Raw genomic sequence first — 20,442 nt, 5'->3', positions numbered from 1 at the left:
CCGGGAACCGAACCATCCCGGATGCGTCGGGTCAACCAGGAATAGGAGAAGTCCGGCTACCCTCGCCCAGCGCGCGAGTCATCAGCACGCTGTCCACCCACCGGCCGTGCTTCCAGCCGATGGCGGGAATGATGCCGACGGGTTGGAAGCCCGCCCGGGCGTGCAGCCCGATCGAGGCGTGATTGGCGCTGTCGCCGATCACCGCCACCATCAGGCGGAAGCCCGACGCCTCACACCGCGCGATCAGCGCCGCGAGCAGCGCCGCGCCGATGCCGCCGCGCATCGCCCCCGGCGCGACATAGACGCTGTTCTCGACCGCGAAGCGATAGGCCGGGCGGGTCCGGTAGGCGCTGGCATAGGCATAGCCGCAGACCGCGCCGTCGGCGTCGGTCGCGACGAGATAGGGGTAGCCCGCCGCCAGCACGGCATCGCGGCGGCGCGCCATCTCCTCGGCCGCGGGCGGGTCGAGTTCGAAGCTCGCCAGCCCATGCGTCACCCAATGGCCGTAAATGGCGGCCAGGGCGGGGATGTCCTCGGGCAGGCTGTCGCGGATGCGGATCATCCCGCGCGCCCCTCAGCCGCGCGACTCACCCCGCGAAGGGGTCCTTCAGCATGATCGTGTCGTCGCGATCGGGCGAGGTGCTGAGCAGCACCACGGGTGCCTCGACCAGTTCCTCGATCCGGCGGACGTATTTCACCGCCTCGGCCGGCAGTTCGGCATAGCTGCGCGCCCCCTGGGTGGAGCCGGGCCAGCCGGCCAGCACCTCATAGACCGGCTCGGCGCGCTCCTGCGCGGCGATCGAGGCGGGCAGGCGCTTCACCACATCGCCGTCGATCCGGTAGCCGGTGCAGATGCGCAGCTCCGGCAGGCCGTCCAGCACGTCGAGCTTGGTCAGCACCAGGCCCTCCACGCCGCCCACCTTCACCGCCTGGCGGACCATGCAGGCATCGAACCAGCCGCAGCGGCGCGGCCGGCCGGTGACGGTGCCGAATTCGCGCCCGCGCTCGCCCAGGCGCCGGCCGATCTCATCCTGCAGCTCGGTCGGGAAGGGCCCGGAGCCGACGCGGGTGGTGTAGGCCTTGGCGATGCCGAGCACATAGCCGATCTGCTTCGGACCCACCCCCGCCCCGGCCGCCGCATTGCCGGCCACGGTGTTGGAGGAGGTGACATAGGGGTAGGTGCCGTGGTCGACATCGAGCATCACCGCCTGCGCGCCCTCGAACAGCACGCGCTTGCCGGCGTGGTGGGCCTCTTCCAGCAGGGCCCAGACGGGCTCGGCGAAGGGCAGCAGCTTCGGCGCGAGGCCGAGCAGCAATTCCAGCAGCGCCTGCTTCTCGAAGGTGGCGGCGCCCAGGCCGCGCAGCAGCGTGTTGTGGTGCAGCAGCAATTCGTCGAGCTTGCGGGCCAGCACTTCCGGCTCGGCGAGGTCGGAGAGGCGGATGGCGCGGCGCGCCACCTTGTCCTCATAGGCCGGGCCGATGCCGCGCCCGGTGGTGCCGATGGCATGCGCGCCGCGCGCCACCTCCCGCGCCTTGTCGAGCGCGGGGTGGACCGGAAGGATCAGCGGCACGTTCTCGGCGATCCGCAGATTGGCGGGCGTCACCGACAACCCCTGCGCGGTGACCCGTGCAATCTCGGAGAGCAGCGCCTCGGGGTCCAGCACCACGCCATTGCCGATGACGCCGAGCTTGCCGCGCACCACGCCCGAGGGCAGCAGGCTGAGCTTGTAGGTCTGATCGCCCACCACCAGCGTATGGCCGGCATTGTGCCCGCCCTGGAAGCGCACGACGATGTCGGCCCGGCTGGCGAGCCAGTCCACCACCTTGCCCTTGCCCTCATCGCCCCATTGGGCGCCGATCACGGCGACATTGGCCATTGTGTCAGTCCTCCAGAAGGGCGGTCACGCCGTCTGCGCGCAGCACATGGGTGCAGCGCAGGCGGGCGGGGGTATCGGTGGGCGAGAGCGCGCGCAGCGTGGCGAAGCCCTGGGCGCGCAGCGCGGCGGCGGCTTCGGGCGCGGCGCCGATGGGCAGGAAGACGCGGTGCCGCAGGGCCGGCGCGGCCACGGCGCGGGCCAGCGCATCGGGGTAGAGCGTCATGCCCGTCGCGGGCTCCTCGCCCGAGAGGTAGCGCCCGCCGCGGGCCAGTTCGCCGCTCATGCCCTCGCCGAAGACGGTGAAGGCGACGCCGGTGTGGTAGCGCAGGCCGCGGAACTCGACGGGGTCGAGGGTGATGCGCAGATCGGGCTCGAGCGCCCGCAGCGCCGCCACCACGGCCGCCGCATTGTCGGCCATGGCGCGGGCGGCAGGCGGAAGATCGGCGGCCTCCAGCGCGGCCAGGGCGCCATCCACCGGCCCGGCCGCGGCCAGCAGCACGGGCAGCAGCGTGGGCGACATGCCGGCGGCCGCCCCCAGGCTGGTCACGGCGGCCGCATCTTTGCGGTCCAGCGCGCGGGCCAGCCGCCGGCGCGCCTCACCCGCCACGCCGGCCGCGTCGAGCAGCGCGGGCGCCATGCGCGGCAGCGTGATGTCGAGCGAGGCGCCGCGCACGCCCAAGCCCCGCAGCGCCTCGGCCGTCACGGCCGCGACCTCGGCATCGGCCTCGGGCGTATCGATGCCGATCAACTCGATGCCCGCCTGCGGGATCTGCCGCGCCGGGGCGAGTTCAGAGCCGCGCACGCGCAGCACCTGGCCGGCATAGCTCAGCCGCAGCGGCCGCGGCACGCCCGCGAGCCGCGTGGCGGCGATCCGCGCGACCTGCGGCGTGGTGTCGGCGCGCAGCCCCATCATGCGCTGGCTGACCGGGTCCATCAGCCGGAAGGTCTGCTCGGCCATGGCGGCGCCGGAGCCGGCGAAGAGGCTGTCCTCGAATTCCAGCAGCGGCGGCTTCACGCGCTCATAGCCGTGGCGGGCGAAGCACTCGGCCAGGCGCTCGACCAGATGCGCCTCCTGCTCCGCCTCGGGCGGCAGCAGGTCGGCGAGGCCGGCGGGCAGAAGGGCGGGGTTGGGCGGGTCGTCGGTCATGGGATCTACAGGGCCGAAAGGGCGGCGCGTGTGTGGCAGGGGGGGGCGCCGGCCGCAACCCCTGCCCGGCCGATCCCGCCCCTGGGTCAGCCAAGGAAGATGTCGAAGACCGCCTGTTGCCCCTCATCGCTCGGCGTGACCACCGCCATCAGCAGCCGCCGCGCATCCGGGGTCAGGCGGCGGAGCAGCATGTCGGAGTCGTTGCGCGGCTCGTCCGGGAAATAGACCTGGGTGGTCAGCGCCGCCCCACCCGAAGCGGCCTGGGCACGCAAGTGGATATGCACCGTGCGCCCCGGATAGAGGCCCGGGCGGATGGTGCGGAAGGCGTAGCGCCCGGCGCCATCCGCCACGGCGCGGCCATAGCCCTGGAAGGCCGCGTCGCGCTCGGCGAGGCGCGCATCGCCGGGGTGGAGGTAGATGCCACGGTGATCCGCCTGCCAGATCTCGACCCGCGTGCCCGGCAGCGCCGCGCCATCGGGACCGCGCACCAGCCCGGTGAGCAGCAAAGGCTGGCCCCGCGCCGCCCCCGCCTGGCCCGCCACGCGCCGCAGATCGGCATCGGCGTCGGCCGGGATCGCGCGGGGATAATAGGGGCCTTCCATCTGGGCGGGCGTGCGCAGGCTCTGCGTCGGGGTCTGGGCCTGGGCGGGGCGCAGCAGCAGCGCGGGCGCGGCCAGCAGCATGCCGCGTCGGGCGAGGATGGGTGGGGAGGCGGACATCGGCTGGCTCCGGTCTGTTGCGCCGCACCATGCGCAGCACACCCCCCGCCAGGCCAAGTCACGAAGCGTCTCGATCTGCGACAATCCGGCACTTGGTGTGGCGGCGCCGCTGCGCCATCTGTTGGCGCAACCCTGGAGATCGCCGATGCGCCGCCGCCTGATGCTCGCCCTGCCCCTCGTCGCCCTCGCCGCCTGCGCCGATCCGGCCGCCGAGCAGCTGCTCGGCTTCGGGGACCCCGTGCGCGCGGCTTCGCTGGCCGCGCCCGCGATGCTGGGCGACACCTCGCGCCTCGCCGGGCGGCCGAGCGAGGCGGCGCTGGCGGCCGTGCAGCTGGAGGTGCTGACCGAGGGCTTCCAGACCGATCCGCGCTGGAACATCGAGGCCAGCATCACCGTGATCAACGCCACGCGCCTAGGTCGGGCGGAGATGCGCGAGGCCATCGGCATCGCCCCCGATGCCCCGAGCGACCTCGTCATCGGATCGCTGCGGGAGGCCTCGGCGGCGCTGGATGCGGGCAGCGTCGTGCGGGCCGAGGCGGCGCTGACCGGCCCCGCCTTCCCGCTCGGCGGGCCTGCCACGCTGCGCCGCCTGTCGAGCCTGCCGCGCCTGCCGCGTGTGGCCGAAGCCGCCGGCGCGGCGGCGGTGGAAGTCCGCCGCCGCGACGGGCGCGTGCGGCGGAGCTGAAGCCGCCTCAGAAGGCCAGCGGCACCGCGCGCACCACCAGCGGCAGGGCGCGCACGGCGGCCAGGACGCTGTCGGGGATCGGCGCGTCCAGGCTCACCAGGCAGATCGCATCGCCACCTGGCGCGTTGCGGCCGAGATGGAAGGTGGCGATGTTGATGCCGGCTTCGGCCAGCGTCGTGCCGAAGCGGCCGATGAAGCCGGGGCGGTCCTGATTCGTCACATAGAGCATGTGGGGCGCGAAATCGGCCTCCACCGCGATGCCCTTGATCTCCACCAGGCGCGGCTTGCCGGTGCCGACCAGCGTGCCGGCGACCGAGCGGTGCAGCCCCTCGGTCACCACGGTCACACGCACGAGCGTCGCGTAGTCGCCCGAGCGTTCCAGCACCGTCTCCGCCACCTCGATGCCGCGATCGCGCGCGACGACGGGGGCGTTGACCATGTTCACGGCGCCCATGATGGGCGTCAGCACGCCGGCGAGCGCGGCGGCGGTCAGCGGGCGATGGTTGAGATCCGCCGCCTGGCCTTCATACTCCACTCGGATCGCCTTGATCTCCTCGCCCTGCGCGGCGGTGAGCTGGCCGGCGAGCGCGCCGAGCTGGCGGGCGAGTTCCATATAGGGCTTGAGGCGCGGGGCTTCCTCGGCCGTCACGCTGGGCATGTTGATGGCGTTGGAGACCGCGCCGGTGAGCAGGAAGTCGCTCATCTGCTCGGCCACCTGCAGCGCCACATTCTCCTGCGCCTCGGCGGTGGCCGCGCCCAGATGCGGGGTGCAGACCACGTTCTCAAGCGTGAAGAGCGGGCTGTCGGTCGCGGGCTCGGTCTCGAACACGTCGAGCGCCGCGCCGGCGAGGTGGCCGGATTGCAGGGCCTCGAACAGCGCGGCCTCATCCACCAGCCCGCCGCGCGCGCAGTTGATCACCCGCGCGCCCTTCTTGAGTCCGAAGATGCGCGCGCGATTCAGGATGTTCTTCGTCTGCTCGGTATAGGGGGCGTGGATCGTCACGATGTCGGCGCGCGCCACCAGCGCGTCGATCTCCACCTTCTCCACGCCGAGTTCAAGGGCGCGCTTCTCGCTGAGGAAGGGGTCGTAGGCGATGACCTTCATGTGCAGCCCGATGGCGCGGTTGGCGACGATCGAGCCGATATTGCCCGCGCCCACCAGCCCGAGCGTCTTGCCCGACAGCTCGGTGCCCATGAAGCGGTTCTTCTCCCACTTGCCAGCCTTGGTGGAGGCGGAGGCTTCCGGGATCTGGCGCGCGAGGGCGAACATCATCGCGATGGCGTGCTCGGCCGTGGTGATGGCATTGCCATGCGGCGTGTTCATCACGACCACGCCGCGCGCGGTCGCGCTCGACACATCGACATTGTCCACGCCGATGCCCGCACGGCCCACCACGCGCAGCTTCGGCGCCGCGTCGAGCATTTCCCGAGTTACCTTGGTGGCGCTGCGGATGGCCAAGCCATCATAGTCGCCGATGATGGCGCGCAGCTCGGCGGGGGCGAGACCCGGCTTGAAATCCGTCTCGATCCCGCGCGCCCGAAAAATGGCGATGGCGGCGGGCGAGAGCTTGTCGCTGATCAGGACCTTGGGCATCACGCGGCCGCCTTGGCGAATTCGGCCTCGACGGCGGCGAAGGCCCAGTCGAGCCAGGGCAGCAAGGCAGCGATGTCGGCGGTCTCGACCGTCGCCCCGCCCCAGATGCGCAGGCCCGGCGGCGCGTCGCGGTAATTCGCGGCGTCCAGCGCCACGCCTTCCTTCTCGAGCAGCGAGGCCAGTTTCTTCGCCGCCGCCGCCTGCCCTTCGGCATCCAGCGCGGTGAACCACGGTGCCACGATCTTCAGGCAGATCGAGGTGCAGGAGCGCGTGGCCGGATCCTCCGCCAGGAAGGCGGCCCAGTTCGACTGCGCGACCCAAGCCGCGATGGCCGCGAGATTGGCCTCGGAGCGCGCCACCAGGCCCTTCAGCCCCCCCACGCCTTCCGCCCAGCGCAGGCCATCCAGCGCATCCTCGACGCAGAGCATGGAGGGGGTGTTGATCGTCTCGCCCTTGAAGATGCCCTCAACCAGCTTGCCGCCCTTGGTGAGGCGGAAGACCTTGGGCATCGGCCAGGAAGGTGTGTGGGATTCAAGGCGCGCGACGGCGCGTGGCGAGAGCGCCAGCATGCCATGCGCGGCCTCGCCGCCCAGCACCTTTTGCCAGGACCAGGTCACGACATCGAGCTTGTGCCAGGGCAGGTCCATCGCGAAGGCGGCCGAGGTGGCGTCGCAGATGGCGAGGCCCTCGCGGTCATCGGGAATCCAGTCACCATCGGCCACGCGCACGCCGCTGGTCGTGCCGTTCCAGACGAAGACCACGTCGCGCGACCAGTCGAGCGCCTTGAGGTCCGGCAGCTTGCCGTAGGGCGCCTTCACCACGCGGGCGTCGGCGAGCTTGAGTTCCTTCACCACATCGGCGGCCCAATCGGCCGAGAAGGATTCCCAGGCCGGGATCTCCACGCCGCGCGCGCCCAGCAGCGACCACATCGCCATCTCGACCGCGCCGGTATCCGAGCCGGGGACGATGCCGAGCCGCCAATCGGCGGGCATGCCGAGCACAGCCTTGGAACGGGTGATGACCTCGGCCAGCGCGGCCTTGGGGCCGCTGGCGCGATGGCTGCGGCCAAGCTGCGCGCCGGCCAGCGCCTCCAGCGTCCAGCCGGGACGCTTGGCGCAGGGACCTGAGGAAAACTTTGGGTTTGCCGGCTTGTCGCCGGGGCGGGGGTTCGACGGACGGATGTCCGGCTTGGTGCTCATGGCGGTGGCTCCCTTCCAGAAGCGAATGCGCCCCGGTGGGGGGGCGTGGCCCGCGGGAAGGGTTAGCGGCGCGGCTGCGGGCCGGCAAGAGGGAGGTGGTTCAGCCCTTGTCGCGGGCCCGACGGCGGGATTCGATCTCGGCCTCGAAATCCAGCTCGCTATGCCAGGCGAGATGCGCGGCGAGCTGGCGCCTCGCGGCGTCGCAATCGCCACGCTCGAGCGAATCGAGCAAGGCGGTGTGCTCAGCGACCGTCACCGCCGTGGGCCGCACGGCATGGCCCAGCCCCCAGACCACGGAGAGCTGCCGCGCCAAGCCCAGCCAGATTCCCAGCAGCACGGTATTGCCCGACAACCGGCAGAGCTGGCCATGCAGAGCCTCATCCGCCGCGACGATCTCGGCCTTGTCGCCACCACGCGCTGCGGCCTCATAGGCCGCCGCGGCCTCACGGGCGAGGCTGATGGCCTCCGGCGGCAGCGGGCCGGCCTGGGCGATCTCCCGGATCGCGAGCATCTCGAGTGCCGTGCGGACCCGCATCAGCTCGGCCACGCCGCGATTGGTCACCCGCATCAGCCGCATGCCCTTGTAGGGCGTGCTGACGACGATGCCCTGGCTTTCCAGAAGGCGCAGCGCTTCGCGCACGGGGACCCGGCTGATGCCGAGTTCGCGGGCGATCTCGGCCTCGACCAGCCGGTCACCGGGCAGAAAGGCACCGCGGGCGGCGGCGGCGACGACAGCCTCGGCGGCCTGCTCGACCAGCGTGCGGGTCTGCACCGGCGCAAGACGGCGCGCCGACATGCCCAGGGACGCCGCGTCGATTGACGGCAGCCCGGTTGCGGCGACTGGGGGAGGGTTTCTGGTTAACATGCTCCACAACCTAGTCAATTTATTTCATCTGTTGCAAGACGGGATCAATGAATCGATCCGCCGGGCATCTTCCTGGTAGGACATCCCTGCTTCCCCTCTTGCCACCCGCGAGGATTGCCCCCAAACCCCGCGCCGCTGCCGGCCCGCCCCTGTCTGCCTTGGGCCGCAGGGTTGAGGAGATTGAACAGTGGCTGAGCGGGTGCAGATCGGGAAACTCGGCGTGGATGCCGCCTTCCGCGCGTTCATCGAGGCCGAGGCCCTGCCCGGCACGGGGGTCGAGCCGGCGCGCTTCTGGTCCTCGATGGAGAACATCCTCGCCGAATGGGCGCCGCGCAACGCTGCCCTGCTCGCCAAGCGCGATGCGCTGCAGGCGCAGATCGATGCCTGGCACCGCGCCAACCCGGCACGGCCCATCGACCAGCAGGCCTACAACGATTTCCTGCGCGAGATCGGCTACCTGCTGCCCGAGCCCGGCGATTTCTCGGTCGGCACCACCGATGTCGATCCCGAGATCGCGGACCTGGCCGGCCCGCAGCTCGTCGTGCCTGTCTCCAACGCCCGCTATGCGCTGAATGCGGCGAATGCGCGCTGGGGCAGCCTCTATGACGCGCTCTACGGCACCGACGCCCTGCCCGAGACCGGGGATGCGGCGCGCGGGCGCGGCTACAACCCGGCGCGCGGCGCCAAGGTCATCGCCTTCGCCCGCGGCGTGCTCGACAAGGCCGCGCCGCTCGCCGGCGGGGCGAGCCATGCGCAGAGCACCTTCTACGCGATCGAGGCGGGCGCGCTGGCGGTGACGCTGGCCGATGGCCGCAAGGTCGGCCTCGCACGTCCCGGCCAATGCGTGGGCTACCAGGGCGAGCCCTGGGCGCCGGGCGCGATCCTGCTGGTGAACAACGGCCTGCATCTCGAGATCCATGTCGATCGCAGCAGCGAGATCGGCCGCGCCGATCCGGCCGGCATCTCGGACCTCGTGCTGGAATCCGCGCTCAGCACCATCATGGATTGCGAGGACAGCGTCGCCGCCGTGGACGCCGCCGACAAGATCGACGTCTATCGCGCCTGGCTCGGCCTGATGAAGGGTGACCTGACCGCGACCCTCGAGAAGGGCGGCAAGACCATCACCCGCCGCCTCAACGCCGACCGCGCCTGGACGCGCCCGGCCGGTGGCGCGGTGACGCTGCCGGGCCGCTCGCTGATGCTGGTGCGCAATGTCGGCCACCACATGATGACCGACGTCGTCACGCTGGACGGCGCCGAAGTGCCCGAGAGCGCGCTGGACGCGCTGGTGACGGTGGCGATCGCGCTGCACGACATCCAGCCGCCCGGCCGCGGCAAGCGCATGAATTCCCGCAAGGGCAGCGTCTACATCGTCAAGCCCAAGATGCATGGGCCGGAGGAGGTCGCGCATGCCGACCTGCTCTTCGCCCGCGTGGAGGACGCGTTCTCCCTGCCGCGCGCCACGGTGAAGATGGGCATCATGGATGAGGAACGCCGCACCACGGTGAACCTCAAGGCCTGCATCCAGGCGGCGAAGGACCGTGTTGTGTTCATCAACACCGGCTTCCTCGACCGCACGGGCGACGAGATCCACACCTGCATGGAAGCCGGCCCCGTGGTCCGCAAGGGCGACATGAAGGCCGCCCCCTGGATCGCCGCCTATGAGGATTGGAACGTCGATGTCGGCCTGATGTGCGGCCTGCGCGGGCGCGCGCAGATCGGCAAGGGCATGTGGGCGATGCCGGACATGATGGCGGCGATGCTCACGCAGAAGATCGGCCACCCCAAGGCGGGGGCGAGCACGGCCTGGGTGCCCTCCCCCACCGCGGCCACGCTGCACGCGCTGCACTACCATGAGGTCTCGGTCGCCGCCCGCCAGGCGGAGATCGCGGCCGGCGGGCGCCGCGCGAGCCTGGATGCCATCCTGACCGTGCCGCTGGCGCAGAACACCAACTGGTCGCCCGCCGAGGTGCAGGCCGAGCTCGACAACAACGCCCAGGGCATCCTGGGCTATGTCGTGCGCTGGGTGGACCAGGGCGTGGGCTGCTCGAAGGTGCCGGACATCAACGATGTCGGCCTGATGGAAGACCGTGCGACGCTGCGCATCAGCAGCCAGCACATCGCCAACTGGCTGCGCCACGGCATCGTCACCCGCGCCCAGGTGGAGGAAACCATGCGCCGCATGGCCGCGGTGGTGGACCGCCAGAACGCCGCCGACCCGCTCTACACGCCGATGGCGCCGGGCTTCGACGGCCCGGCCTTCAAGGCGGCCTGCGACCTGGTGTTCGAAGGTGCGGCGCAGCCGAACGGCTACACCGAATTCGTGCTGCACCGGCGCCGCCGCGAAGCCAAGGCCGCGGCCTGAGGTTGGCAGAAGGGCAAGGCCGCGCGTAACCTTGGCTGTCCTTGCCCGGAAACCGATGCCCGCCCGCCCCGCCCTGCTGCTGACGCCGCTTCTCCTGCTTGCCGCCTGCGCCACGCGCAGCGCGGTGGTGGAGCTTGAGGGCGGGCTCTTCGCCCTGACGATGCAGGCCGCGAGCCCCGCCACCGCCGCGCGCGCCGGCGTGGCCGAGGCCCGCGCCTATTGCGCCGCCCGTGGCCGCGAATTCGAGGCCGTGCGCACCGAGATCGGCGTCACCGACTACCGCATCGCCTTCCGCTGCCCCGGCGCGGTGCCCGGCTTCCTGACCCCGCCCGATGTGGGCATCGACACGCCGGGCTTCCGCCCTGGCCCCACCTTCTAGCCAGGCCCCGCCCTTGGCACAGGAACGCTGATGTCCGACGAGGATGAGTGGAGCATCCCCGAGGATCTGCGCCCGGACCCGGCCGAGTTCAGCTTCGACGTGCCGGCCGCGCTCAGCCAGGTGGTGGCGCTGCGGGCCCGCGTGCCGGCGGATGCCTTCTCCGCCCGCACGCTGGGCACGGAGCGCGAGGGCAGCGGCGTGGTCATCACCGCCCCCGGCGCGCCGCCCGGCCTGGTGCTGACCATCGGCTACCTGATCGGTGAAGCCGAGAGCGTGTGGATCACCACCGCCGCCGGGCGTGCTGTCCCTGGCCACGCCCTCGCCTATGATTTCGAGACGGGCTTCGGCCTGGTTCAGGCCCTGGGCCGGCTCGACTGCTCCGGTCTCGAACTCTCGGACGGTACGCTGCCCGAGACCGGCACCCAGACCATCCTGGCCGCCGCGCCGCAGCCAGGCGGGCGCAGCCGCACCCCGTCCGGCGGCGCCATCGCCTGCTCGGTCGTCGCACGCGAGGCCTTCGCCGGCTATTGGGAATACCTGCTGGAAGAAGCGCTCTTCACCGCCCCCGCCCACCCCGCCTGGGGCGGCGCCGCGCTGATCGGACCCGACGGCAAGCTGCACGGCATCGGCTCGCTGGTGCTGCAGCACCAGGACCCCAAGGGCCGCAAGCTCGACCTCAACATGATCGTGCCGATCGGCCTGCTGCACCCGATCCTGGGCGACATGCTGACCTATGGGCGCGTCAACAAACCTCCCCGCCCGTGGATCGGCCTCTACGCCGCCGACCAGGAAGAGGGCATCGTCGTTGCCTCCCTCGCCCCCAAGGGCCCGGCGGAACGGGCGGGTCTGCGCACGGGCGACCGGATCCTCAGCCTCGATGGCGAGGAACCTGCAGACCTGGCCGCCCTGTGGCGCCGCCTGTGGTCGCGCGGACCCGCCGGCATCAACGTGACGCTGGTGGCGGAGCGCGACGGCCGGCGCCTCACCCTGACCATCACCACCTCCGACCGCGCGCGCTTCCTCAAGGCACCCCGGCTGCACTGAGGGGCGCGCCAGCCTCTGCGGAGGGGCAACGCCCGCCAGCACGCATCCCTCAGCCGCGGAGGAACCTTCCGGGCGAGAAGGCCGCCGGCGGCCCGCCGCGCCCGGTGATGGCCTCGGCGATCAGCGCCCCGACCACGGGCCCCAGCGTCCAGCCGTTGAAGGTCACCGCGTGGAACAGCCCCGGCAGGCGCGGGTCGGCGCCCAGGATCGGCCCGGGCACCTGCACGTTCAGCCCGGTCCAGGCGCGGATGAGGTTGAGGCCGCCCAGCGCCGGCAGCACGGTCTTGGCGACGTAGAGGTTGCCCTCGATCGACCCGCGGAGGTTGCGCGGCCGCCCGAGCGGGTCGAGCGTGCCGGGCCAGGCGCCGCCCATCACCAGGTGGCCCGCATCGCCCTGCTTGAGGGAGAGGTGGCGGCTGCCGTGCAGGATCAGGTGGCGCATGATCTCGCTGCCCGCGGCCTCGGTCACCAGCACCTGCTGCACGGCGGCGGAGACGGGGATGGGGGCGTCGAGCAGCCGCGCGATGTCCCCTGCCCAGGGGCCGGCGGCGTTGACGAGCCGACCGGCGCGGATCGCGAGGCCATCGGTCGTCTCGGCGCGGAAGGCGGTGCCGTCATGGCGAAGCTGCGCCACGCCGCAGGCGCTGCGCAGCACCACGCCGGCGCGGCGCGCGAGCGACAGCAGCGCCGAGAGGCCGCGCAGCGGGTCCATCTGCCCCTCGGCGGCGCAGAAGGCCGCGCCCGCGAAGCCCGGGGCGAGGTAGGGCGCCTCGGCGTAGAGTTCGTTGGCGCCCAGCACGCGGCTGTCCACGCCGAAGCTGCGTTCCAGCGCCGTCTTGGTGGCGAGGCGCGCAAGCTGCTCGGGCGTCTCGGCCAGCATGATCCCGCCCGCGACACGGATGCCCAGGCTCTCCCCGGCCTCGCGCGCGATGTCATGCCAGAGCGCGACGGAGGCCGGGCCAATGGCCAGGATCTGCGCCGCCGGGCTGTCCGGCCCCTCGGCATCGCCGGCGCTGTCATAGGCATGAAGCTGCACATGCAGGCTGCCGGCATTGGCGGTGGTCGCGCCCTGCCCGATCTCGCCGCGCTCGGCCAGCACCACGCCCAGGCCCTCGCGCGCCAGGGCGGTGGCGATGCACAGCCCCATCACGCCGCCCCCCACCACCAGCACGTCGCATTCCTGGCTCTCACGCGGGGGGGCGCTGGCAACACGGATGGCCGGGCCGGGATCGGCGCTCGGCCCCTCCACCCATTCGGGACGCTGCATGGCGAGCGCCAGCGCGGGCACGGGCTTGAGCGGCGCGCGCGGCGCGGCCCAATCCGTCTCGGCCGCCACGCCGGAAAGCCGGGCCACGGTGGCGGCGCACATGCGGCCCTGGCAGCGGCCCATGCCGGCCCGCGTCGCCTTCTTGATCGCGCCCGGCGAGCCTGCCCCGCCCTGCTGCGCGGCGCGGATCTCGCCCGCCGTCACTTCCTCGCAGCGGCAGACCAGGGTGGTGTCGGCGAGGGCCGTGGCATCGAATTCCGGCACCGCGAAGAAGCGCCACAGCGCGTCCTGGAAGGCGATGGCGCGATCGAGCGCGCGGCGCGTGCCCTCATCCTCCGGCACCGCCTGCCGCAGGTCGCGCGCGGCGGCCAGCCCGGCGAGGCGCCCGCGGGCGAGCGCGATGCGCGCGCCGCCGATCTGCGCGCCATCGCCCACGGCGAAGACGCTGGGCAGGGAGGTGCGGCCATCGGCGTCGGTGATCGTCTCGAGCCGGCCGAGCCCGCTGTCGACGAAGCGATGCGCGCAGCCGAGCGCGCGGGCGAGCCCCGTCTCCGGCTGGAAGCCCAGGTTGAGCGCCAGCGCATCGGCCTCGATGCGGATCTCGCCGGTGGGGGTGCTGGCGCGCAGGACGCGGAACTGGCCCTCGCCTTCCGCGGCCAGCGGCCGGGCGCCCCAGAGCAGCGGCACGCCGGCGCGCTTCATCGTCAGCAGGTAGCGCGCGCCGTCCCAGGCCAGGTCAGGCGCGCTGGCGGCGAGGCGCAGCGTCTGGCGCCAGGCGGCAAAGCCCGGCCTGGGCGCGGCCTCGAGCACCGCGGCCACCTGCACGCCGCCCTCGATCAACTCGCAGGCGAGCTGCAGGTTGAGCGGGCCATTGCCCGCGATCACCACGCGCTCTCCGGGCGAGACGCGGTTGGCGCGCGCGAGCGTCTGCAGGCAGCCCGTGGTCATCACGCCGGGCAGGGTCCAGCCGGGAATGGGCACCGGGCGCTCATGCGCGCCGGCGGCGAGGATCAGCCGGCGCGGACGGAAGATGGTGTTCTCGCCCGCCACCAGCGCGGCCACCTCATCGGGGGCGAAGGCGCCCCAGACGGTGGCGCCGAAGGCGAAGACCACGCCGGCCGCCTCGGCCTGCGCCCGCAGCGCCGCCCCCTGGCGGAACTGCCGGTCGGGCGCGGCGTGGCTGTGGCTCGTCGCGAGCGGCTTGAGATACTGACCGCCGGTTGAATCGCGCTCATCCAGCACAACCACCGTCGCACCATGCTCCGCCGCCGCAATGGCTGCCGATAGGCCCGCGGGGCCTGCGCCGACGACGAGCACGTCGCAGGGCTTCTCCGCCGCCGCAGCTTCGGGCGGTGGCGCGAGGGGTGCGGGTTGCGCGGGAGCGGCGCTGTGCACCACCAGCCCGTCGCGCACCTTGGCGAGGCAGGCGCGCTGGCTGGCGCGGCCATCGATGGTCACGAGGCAGTCGAAGCAGGCCCCCATGCCGCAATACAGGCCGCGCGGCGCGCCCTTGCCGGTGTGGCGGAAGGTGGCGATGCCGGCCGCCGCTAGCGCCGCGGCCAGGCTCTCCCCGGCGAGCGCGCGAATCGGGCGGCCGTCGAAGGTGATGCCGACCTCTTGGGCAGAGACGGTGATGTCTGGATGGGTCAGCCGCATGAACGGGCTTGTCGTGCCTGTCGAAAGAGGTTCCGATGCGCTCCTCGATAGCGTGGATGATGGCGATGGCGCAAAATCCTTTCCGCGGCTGCTACACGGTTCTCGTCACGCCCTTCACCGAAGGCGGTGCGGCGGTGGACCTGCCTGCATTGGCGCGGCTGGTGGAATTCCAGATCGCCGAAGGTATACGAGGGCTGATTCCCCTTGGCAGCACGGGGGAGTTCCTCTCCGTCTCGCCCGAGGAGCGCACCGCGATCGTCGAGACGGTGGTGCGTACCGCGCGCGGGCGCGTGCCCGTGCTGATCGGCACCGGCGCCGAGGACACGCGCGAGGTGGTGCGCACCTCGAAGGAAGCCGAATCGCTCGGCGCGGATGGCGTGATGATCATCCCGCCCTTCTATTCGGTGCCGACCGAGGCCGAGCTGTTCCACCACTACAAGACCGTGGCGGATGCGATCGGCATCCCGATCATGGTCTACAACAATCCCGCGACGGCGAATGTGGACCTCACGCCGCCGATCCTGGCGAAGCTCGCGCAGATTCCGAACTGCCTCTACGTGAAGGAAAGCACGCTGGAGGTGACGCGCGTGCGCGACATCGTCGCGCTCTGCGAAGACCGCATGGAGGTCTTCGCCGGCGTGCTCGGCTATGAGAGCGCGTGGCTGGGCGCGATCGGCTGGGTGGCGGTGTGTTCGAACCTCGCGCCGCGCCTGTCCACCGAGATGTTCCACGCCGCCGCCTTCGACAAGGACAGGGACCGCGCGCTGGCGCTGTATCGCAAGCTGGTGCCGCTGCTGCCCTTCGTCGGTGGGCCGCGCTACGTCGCGGGCACCAAGGCGGGCTTCCGGCTGATGGGCATGAGCATGGGCGATCCGCGCCCGCCGCGCCTGCCCTTGCCCGGCGCGGACATGCCGCAACTGGCCGCCGTGCTGCAGAATCTTGGCCTGCTCGCCGAGGGGGCACGCTACCCCGCCCAACAAGCCGCCTGATGTTCCGATCCGAGAGGGAGACACTTCGATGCGTCGCATGATCCTGGCCGCGGTGCTTGCCGTGGCCGCCACACCCGCCTTCGCGCAAGCCCCCACCTGCACGCCGCGCGTGGCGGACAGCGAACTCATCAAGCCGCGCACGCTGGTGATGTCGATCAACCCGACCCTGCCGCCGCTGCAATTCGTCAACGCGCAGGGCCAGCTGCAGGGCCTGCGCTATGAGCTGGGCCAGGAGATCGCGCGCCGGCTCTGCCTGACGCCGGAATGGGTGCGCATCGAGTTCAGCGCGATGATCCCGGGCCTCGCCGCGCGGCGGTGGGACATGATCAACACCGGCACCTTCTACACCGAGGAACGCGCGCGCATCATGCAGATGCTGCGCTACGAGAACCAGGCGGTCGCCCTTTCCGCCGCGCGCGGCAATCCGCTCAACATCCGCGGCGTCGATGACCTCGCCGGCCGCACCGTGGGCGTGGAGATCGGCGGCTTCGAGGAAGCGCGCACGCGCGCGATCAGCGCGGATCTCGTCGCGCGCGGGCTGCGCCCGATCAACATCCGCACCTTCGACAATTTCGCCATCGCCTTCCAGGCGCTGCGCGCGGGCCAGGTGGAAGCGGTGACGAGCGTGGATGCGGTGGCCGCCGAATACGACCAGCGCGGCGATTTCCCGCGCGTGATCCATGGCCTGTTCCCGACGCCCGCCAGCCTCAACTTCCGCTCGCGCGTGCTGGCGAATGCGGTTGCGCAGGTGCTGACCGAGATGAAGGCCGATGGCAGCTACGACGCGCTGTTCGACCGCTACGGCGCCAACAAGTGGACCGGCGCCTTCGAGATCGTCGGCCCGCAATAATCCCCGCTTAACCCCCGCCCGCATGCGCGGGCGGGCAGCAGGAGTTCATCCTCATCCATATCTGGTCCTGGCAGGGGTTCTTCGAATACCTCTTCAACCCCTTCCTGCTGGAAGGCGCGGTGACCACGCTGTGGCTCACCGCCGCCTCGCTGGCGGGTGGGCTCGTGCTCGGGGTGATCATCGCGCTGGCGCGACTCTCCGGCCAGCGGCTGCTCGCGGGCCTCGCGCAGGGCTATTGCTGGTTCTTCCGCGGCACGCCGCTGCTGGTGCAGCTGCTGATCATCTACACCGGCCTGCCGCTGTTCGGGCTGCGCTTCACCGTGGTGCAGGCAGCCCTGCTCGGCCTCGCACTGAACGAGGCCGCCTATCTGAGCGAGATCGTGCGCTCGGGCATCTCGGCCGTCGGCAAGGGGCAGCGCGAGGCCGGGCTCGCGCTCGGGCTCACGCGCGCGCAGGTGTTCCGCACCATCACCTGGCCGCAGGCCTTCCGCATCATCATCCCGCCGCTGGGCAACAGCGTGAATGGCCTGCTCAAGACCACCTCCGTCGCCTCGGTCATCTCGATGGAGGAGCTGCTGCGGCGCACGCAGATCCTGATCCAGGAACGCTTCCTGGTGCTGGAGCTCTTCTTCGCCGCGGCCTTCTGGTACCTGGTCATGACGACGCTGTGGGACTTGGTGCAGCGGCAATTGGAGAAGCGCTACGGTCGCGCCTATGCGGCCGATGCGGCGCACAGGCGATAGGAGAGGGACGATGGCAGAATTCGATCTCGTCATCCGCGGCGGCCAGGTGGCCACCAGCTTCGGCGTGACGCGCTGCGATGTCGGCGTGAAGGACGGGCGCATCGCGAGCCTGGCGGAGCGCCTCACCGACGCGGCGCAGACGATCGAGGCCGATGGCCTCTTCGTGCTGCCCGGCGGCGTGGACAGCCATTGCCACATCGAGGAGACCTCGCGCGGCGGCTACACCATGTCGGATGGCGAGCCGCAGATCACGGTGAACGAGGAAAGCTTCGTCACCGCCTCCACCTCCGCCTTCGCGGGCGGCACCACCTCGGTCGTCTGCTTCATCCCGCAATGGAAGGGCTTCGGCATCTGGGAGCGCTACCAGGATGCGCGCCGGCGTGGCGAGACGGGCATGCTCGACTTCGCCTTCCACCAGATCATCTCCGACCCCACCGACAAGGTGATGCAGGAAGAGGTGCCGAAGGTGGTGGCCGAGGGCGTGCGCAGCCTCAAGGTCTTCCTCACCTACGAACCGCTGCACCTGGGCGACGCCGAATACATCAAGGTGCTGCTCGCCGCGCGCGAGCATGGCTGCCTCGTGACCGTGCATTGCGAGAATTACGACGCGATCGGCTGGCGCACCCAGGCGCTGCTTGCCGCCGGAATGACGGGGCCGAAATACCACGCCTGGTCGCGCCCGCGCGTGGTGGAGCGCGAGGCCACGCACCGCGCCATCGCGCTGGCCGAGCTGGTGGACCAGCCGATCCAGGTCTTCCACGTCAGCTGCGAGGACGCGGCCGAGGAGATCGCCCGCGCCCAGGCGCGCGGCGTGAAGGTGTGGGGCGAGACCTGCCCGCAATACGTGACCCTCGGCGCCGCCGACATGGACAGGCCCGGCTTCGAGGGCGCGAAATTCATGTGCTCCCCCGCCCCGCGCGACGCGGCGGAGCATGCGCGGATCTGGGAGATGATCCGCCGCGGCACGCTCGATGTCGTCTCCTCCGACCATTGCGGCTTCAGCTATGGCGGCGACAAGGGCAAGGCCGTGGCCGGGCGCGAGGCGAGCTTCGAGAAGATCCCCAACGGCATCCCCGGCCTCGCGGCGCGGCTGCCGATCATCTTCAGCGAGGGCGTCTCGAAGGGCCGCATCGGTATCGAGGATTTCGTGCGCCTCACCAGCACGAATCCTGCGCGCATCATGGGGCTCTACCCGAAGAAGGGCGCGATCCAGCCCGGCAGCGATGCCGACCTCGTGCTGTGGGACCCGCGGAAGAAGGTGACCATCACCAACGCGCTGATGCAGCACGCCATCGACTACACGCCCTATGAGGGGCTGGAAGTCACGGGCTGGCCGGTGGCCACGCTGCGCCGCGGCGCGGTGGTGATGCGCGAGGGCAAGGTGCAGGCCGAGCCCGGCACGGGCCGGTATCTGCCGCGCGCGCCCTATGACCTGGTGAAGCCGCGCGGCGTCACGCCCGACGGCTTCGGCGCCTGATCAGGCGGCCGAGAGGCTGCGGAGCAGCCGCGCGAGGTCAGGCTCCATGACCAGCGCGGCGGCGGCGGCCGGGGTGAAGAGCCGGCGCTCACGCTCCGCGCGCTCCGGCCAGTCGCGCAGCAGCCGCGCGACGCGGAAGCGATAGACCAGCACCTCGCAGCGCAGCAGCCCGTTGCGCGCAAGGCGCTTGTTGTAGACATAGCTGCCCAGGGCGATCGTTTCTGTATCGCCGGCCAGCCCGGCTTCCTCGAAGGCTTCGCGCGCCGCGCTGCGATGCGGCGCCTCCCCGGCTTCGACCCAGCCCTTCGGGATCACCCAGCGCCGCGTCTCCCGCGAGGTGATGAGCACCACACGCAAGCCCGCCCCCTGCCCGAAGACCGGCAAGGCCGCGCATTGGCGGCGCTGTTCCGCGGCCGGGCGCAATGTCCCGCCGACAAGGCCTTCCGGCATTTTCCTCGACTTCCCCAACCCGGCACCGGCGACGGCCCGGAACGGGAACCAGAACGCACGACGCATGACACGCACATGGCGAATCACCAGGGCGAAGTGAAGGCCTTCTGAATCAAGGGCGTGCGATTGCCTGGACAAATCGTGATTTCATATAGAAGTCACGAAACTGTTGTGGATCAGAAACGCAGCCCCATGCGCCGGACCATCGCGCTGTCCTCCTCGTAGAACTGCCGGGCATAGGCGGCATAGGCCGCGCCATCGGCGTAGAGCAGCGGCATGTTGAACCGCTCGAGGATCGCGAGATGCTGGGGGTCCTGCAGCGAATCGCGGAAGGCGTCGTGCAGCACGCGCACCACCGCCGGATCCATGTCGCGCGGCCCGGCCAGGCCATAGGGCGAGCTGTTGACGATATCGATGCCCGCCTCGCGCAGCGTCGGCGCCATGGCGAAGCGCGCGGGCCGGCTCTCGCCCCAGGTGGCGAGCAGCCGCAGCCGGCCATCGAGCACCAGCTCCGCCCAGACGCTGCTTTCGGCCGAGACATTGATCTGCCCCGCGAGCAGCGCCTGGATGTTGTCCGCACCGCCGCGGAAGGGCACATGCACCCACTGGATGCCGCCCGCCCGCTGCGCAATCATTTCCATCGTGACGTCGAGCGTGGCCACGCCCGGCGTGCCATAGGTGATCCGGCCGGGATTGGCGCGCGCATCCGCCAGCAGATCCTGCAGCGTCTGCCAGGGCGCATCGGCGCGGACCACGATGCCGAAGGTGTAGCCCACCATGCGGATCACCCAGGTGAAATCCACCATCGGGTCATAGGGCGGGCGGGCCATCATCACCGGGATGCGGAAGATCGAGTTCGGCATGACGGAGAGCGTGTAGCCATCGGGCCGCGTGCCCTGCGCCAGGGCAGTGGCGCCCAGGCTGCCGCCGGCGCCGGGCTTGTTCTCGATGATGATGGGCTGGCCGAGCCGCCGCCCCGCGCCCTCGGCCAGGGCACGCATCTGGATGTCGGTGGTCCCGCCCGGCGGGAAGGGCACATAGATGCGGATCGGCCGGTCCGGAAAGCGCGCCTGCCCCAGCGCCGGCGCGGCAAGCCCGGCCATGGCGAGGCCGAGCGCCGTACGTCGTTGCATGAA

The 20,442-nt window shown here is 71.4% G+C and carries 18 protein-coding genes; 8 read left to right on the top strand and 10 right to left on the bottom strand.

What is annotated here, in order from left to right:
* Positions 1–31: 31 nt before the first annotated feature.
* From AC2D9U_RS23465 to AC2D9U_RS23450, 4 genes are all read right to left on the bottom strand, one after another.
* Positions 32–562: a GNAT family N-acetyltransferase gene (locus tag AC2D9U_RS23465; protein WP_484753831.1), complete on the bottom strand. Its 531-nt coding sequence runs from the start codon at positions 560–562 to the stop codon at positions 32–34.
* Positions 563–587: 25 nt separating this feature from the next.
* On the bottom strand, positions 588–1,877 hold the full coding sequence (locus tag AC2D9U_RS23460) for an adenylosuccinate synthase (protein ID WP_484753827.1): 1,290 nt from the start codon (positions 1,875–1,877) through the stop codon (positions 588–590).
* Positions 1,878–1,881: 4 nt separating this feature from the next.
* Positions 1,882–3,024: an ATP phosphoribosyltransferase regulatory subunit gene (locus AC2D9U_RS23455; protein ID WP_484753823.1), complete on the bottom strand. Its 1,143-nt coding sequence runs from the start codon at positions 3,022–3,024 to the stop codon at positions 1,882–1,884.
* Between the two features lie 86 nt (positions 3,025–3,110).
* Positions 3,111–3,743 (bottom strand): dioxygenase family protein, encoded by a 633-nt coding sequence (locus AC2D9U_RS23450; RefSeq protein WP_484753820.1) that lies wholly within the window; start codon positions 3,741–3,743, stop codon positions 3,111–3,113.
* Between the two features lie 145 nt (positions 3,744–3,888).
* Here AC2D9U_RS23450 and AC2D9U_RS23445 point away from each other — a divergent pair, with 145 nt between their 5' ends.
* Positions 3,889–4,428, top strand: coding sequence for a hypothetical protein (locus tag AC2D9U_RS23445; RefSeq protein WP_484753817.1), 540 nt, complete (start codon positions 3,889–3,891; stop codon positions 4,426–4,428).
* Positions 4,429–4,435: 7 nt separating this feature from the next.
* Here the strand turns inward: AC2D9U_RS23445 and serA are convergent, their stop codons facing one another.
* The 3 genes from serA to AC2D9U_RS23430 all read right to left on the bottom strand — a co-directional run bounded on the left by serA (position 4,436) and on the right by AC2D9U_RS23430 (position 8,017).
* Complete coding sequence (gene serA / locus AC2D9U_RS23440; RefSeq protein ID WP_484753814.1) at positions 4,436–6,022, bottom strand: phosphoglycerate dehydrogenase; 1,587 nt, start codon at positions 6,020–6,022, stop codon at positions 4,436–4,438.
* Positions 6,022–7,221 carry a phosphoserine transaminase gene (locus AC2D9U_RS23435; protein WP_484753812.1) on the bottom strand — a complete coding sequence of 400 codons (1,200 nt, stop codon included), beginning with the start codon at positions 7,219–7,221 and terminating at the stop codon, positions 6,022–6,024. The genes serA and AC2D9U_RS23435 overlap by 1 nt, the downstream gene beginning before the upstream one ends.
* A gap of 100 nt (positions 7,222–7,321) precedes the next feature.
* Positions 7,322–8,017 (bottom strand): GntR family transcriptional regulator, encoded by a 696-nt coding sequence (locus AC2D9U_RS23430; protein WP_484753810.1) that lies wholly within the window; start codon positions 8,015–8,017, stop codon positions 7,322–7,324.
* 256 nt (positions 8,018–8,273) lie between these two features.
* Between AC2D9U_RS23430 and AC2D9U_RS23425 the strand changes: the two genes are divergently transcribed.
* Genes AC2D9U_RS23425 through AC2D9U_RS23415 form a run of 3 tightly spaced genes read left to right on the top strand, consistent with a single transcriptional unit; the run spans position 8,274 to position 11,874 of the window.
* The gene (locus AC2D9U_RS23425) at positions 8,274–10,451 is read left to right on the top strand and encodes a malate synthase G (protein WP_484753807.1); all 2,178 of its coding nucleotides are present in this window, start codon (positions 8,274–8,276) and stop codon (positions 10,449–10,451) included.
* Positions 10,452–10,506: 55 nt separating this feature from the next.
* Positions 10,507–10,830 (top strand): hypothetical protein, encoded by a 324-nt coding sequence (locus AC2D9U_RS23420; protein WP_484753803.1) that lies wholly within the window; start codon positions 10,507–10,509, stop codon positions 10,828–10,830.
* Between the two features lie 30 nt (positions 10,831–10,860).
* The gene (locus tag AC2D9U_RS23415) at positions 10,861–11,874 is read left to right on the top strand and encodes a S1C family serine protease (RefSeq protein WP_484753800.1); all 1,014 of its coding nucleotides are present in this window, start codon (positions 10,861–10,863) and stop codon (positions 11,872–11,874) included.
* A 49-nt stretch (positions 11,875–11,923) separates the two neighbouring features.
* Here AC2D9U_RS23415 and AC2D9U_RS23410 read toward each other — a convergent pair whose 3' ends face one another.
* The gene (locus AC2D9U_RS23410; RefSeq protein ID WP_484753797.1) at positions 11,924–14,797 is read right to left on the bottom strand and encodes an FAD-dependent oxidoreductase; all 2,874 of its coding nucleotides are present in this window, start codon (positions 14,795–14,797) and stop codon (positions 11,924–11,926) included.
* Between the two features lie 65 nt (positions 14,798–14,862).
* Between AC2D9U_RS23410 and AC2D9U_RS23405 the strand changes: the two genes are divergently transcribed.
* From AC2D9U_RS23405 to hydA, 4 genes are read left to right on the top strand one after another with little or no spacing between them, the layout of a single operon-like run.
* Positions 14,863–15,786 (top strand): dihydrodipicolinate synthase family protein, encoded by a 924-nt coding sequence (locus AC2D9U_RS23405; RefSeq protein ID WP_484753795.1) that lies wholly within the window; start codon positions 14,863–14,865, stop codon positions 15,784–15,786.
* Between the two features lie 28 nt (positions 15,787–15,814).
* Positions 15,815–16,636: an ABC transporter substrate-binding protein gene (locus AC2D9U_RS23400; RefSeq protein WP_484753793.1), complete on the top strand. Its 822-nt coding sequence runs from the start codon at positions 15,815–15,817 to the stop codon at positions 16,634–16,636.
* Between the two features lie 47 nt (positions 16,637–16,683).
* Positions 16,684–17,379 carry an amino acid ABC transporter permease gene (locus tag AC2D9U_RS23395; RefSeq protein WP_484753973.1) on the top strand — a complete coding sequence of 232 codons (696 nt, stop codon included), beginning with the start codon at positions 16,684–16,686 and terminating at the stop codon, positions 17,377–17,379.
* Positions 17,380–17,389: 10 nt separating this feature from the next.
* On the top strand, positions 17,390–18,856 hold the full coding sequence (gene hydA, locus AC2D9U_RS23390) for a dihydropyrimidinase (protein WP_484753791.1): 1,467 nt from the start codon (positions 17,390–17,392) through the stop codon (positions 18,854–18,856).
* On the opposite strand, the gene AC2D9U_RS23385 is transcribed toward hydA, so the two are convergent.
* Positions 18,857–19,306, bottom strand: coding sequence for an NUDIX hydrolase (locus tag AC2D9U_RS23385; protein ID WP_484753789.1), 450 nt, complete (start codon positions 19,304–19,306; stop codon positions 18,857–18,859).
* Positions 19,307–19,482: 176 nt separating this feature from the next.
* Positions 19,483–20,439, bottom strand: coding sequence for a tripartite tricarboxylate transporter substrate binding protein (locus AC2D9U_RS23380; RefSeq protein ID WP_484753787.1), 957 nt, complete (start codon positions 20,437–20,439; stop codon positions 19,483–19,485).
* Positions 20,440–20,442: the final 3 nt, after the last annotated feature.

The sequence above is a fragment of the Roseomonas sp. TF40 genome, assembly GCF_057219975.1.
The sequence above is the reverse complement of the archived record's forward strand: the minus strand, read 5'-3'. Positions and strand labels throughout refer to the sequence as shown.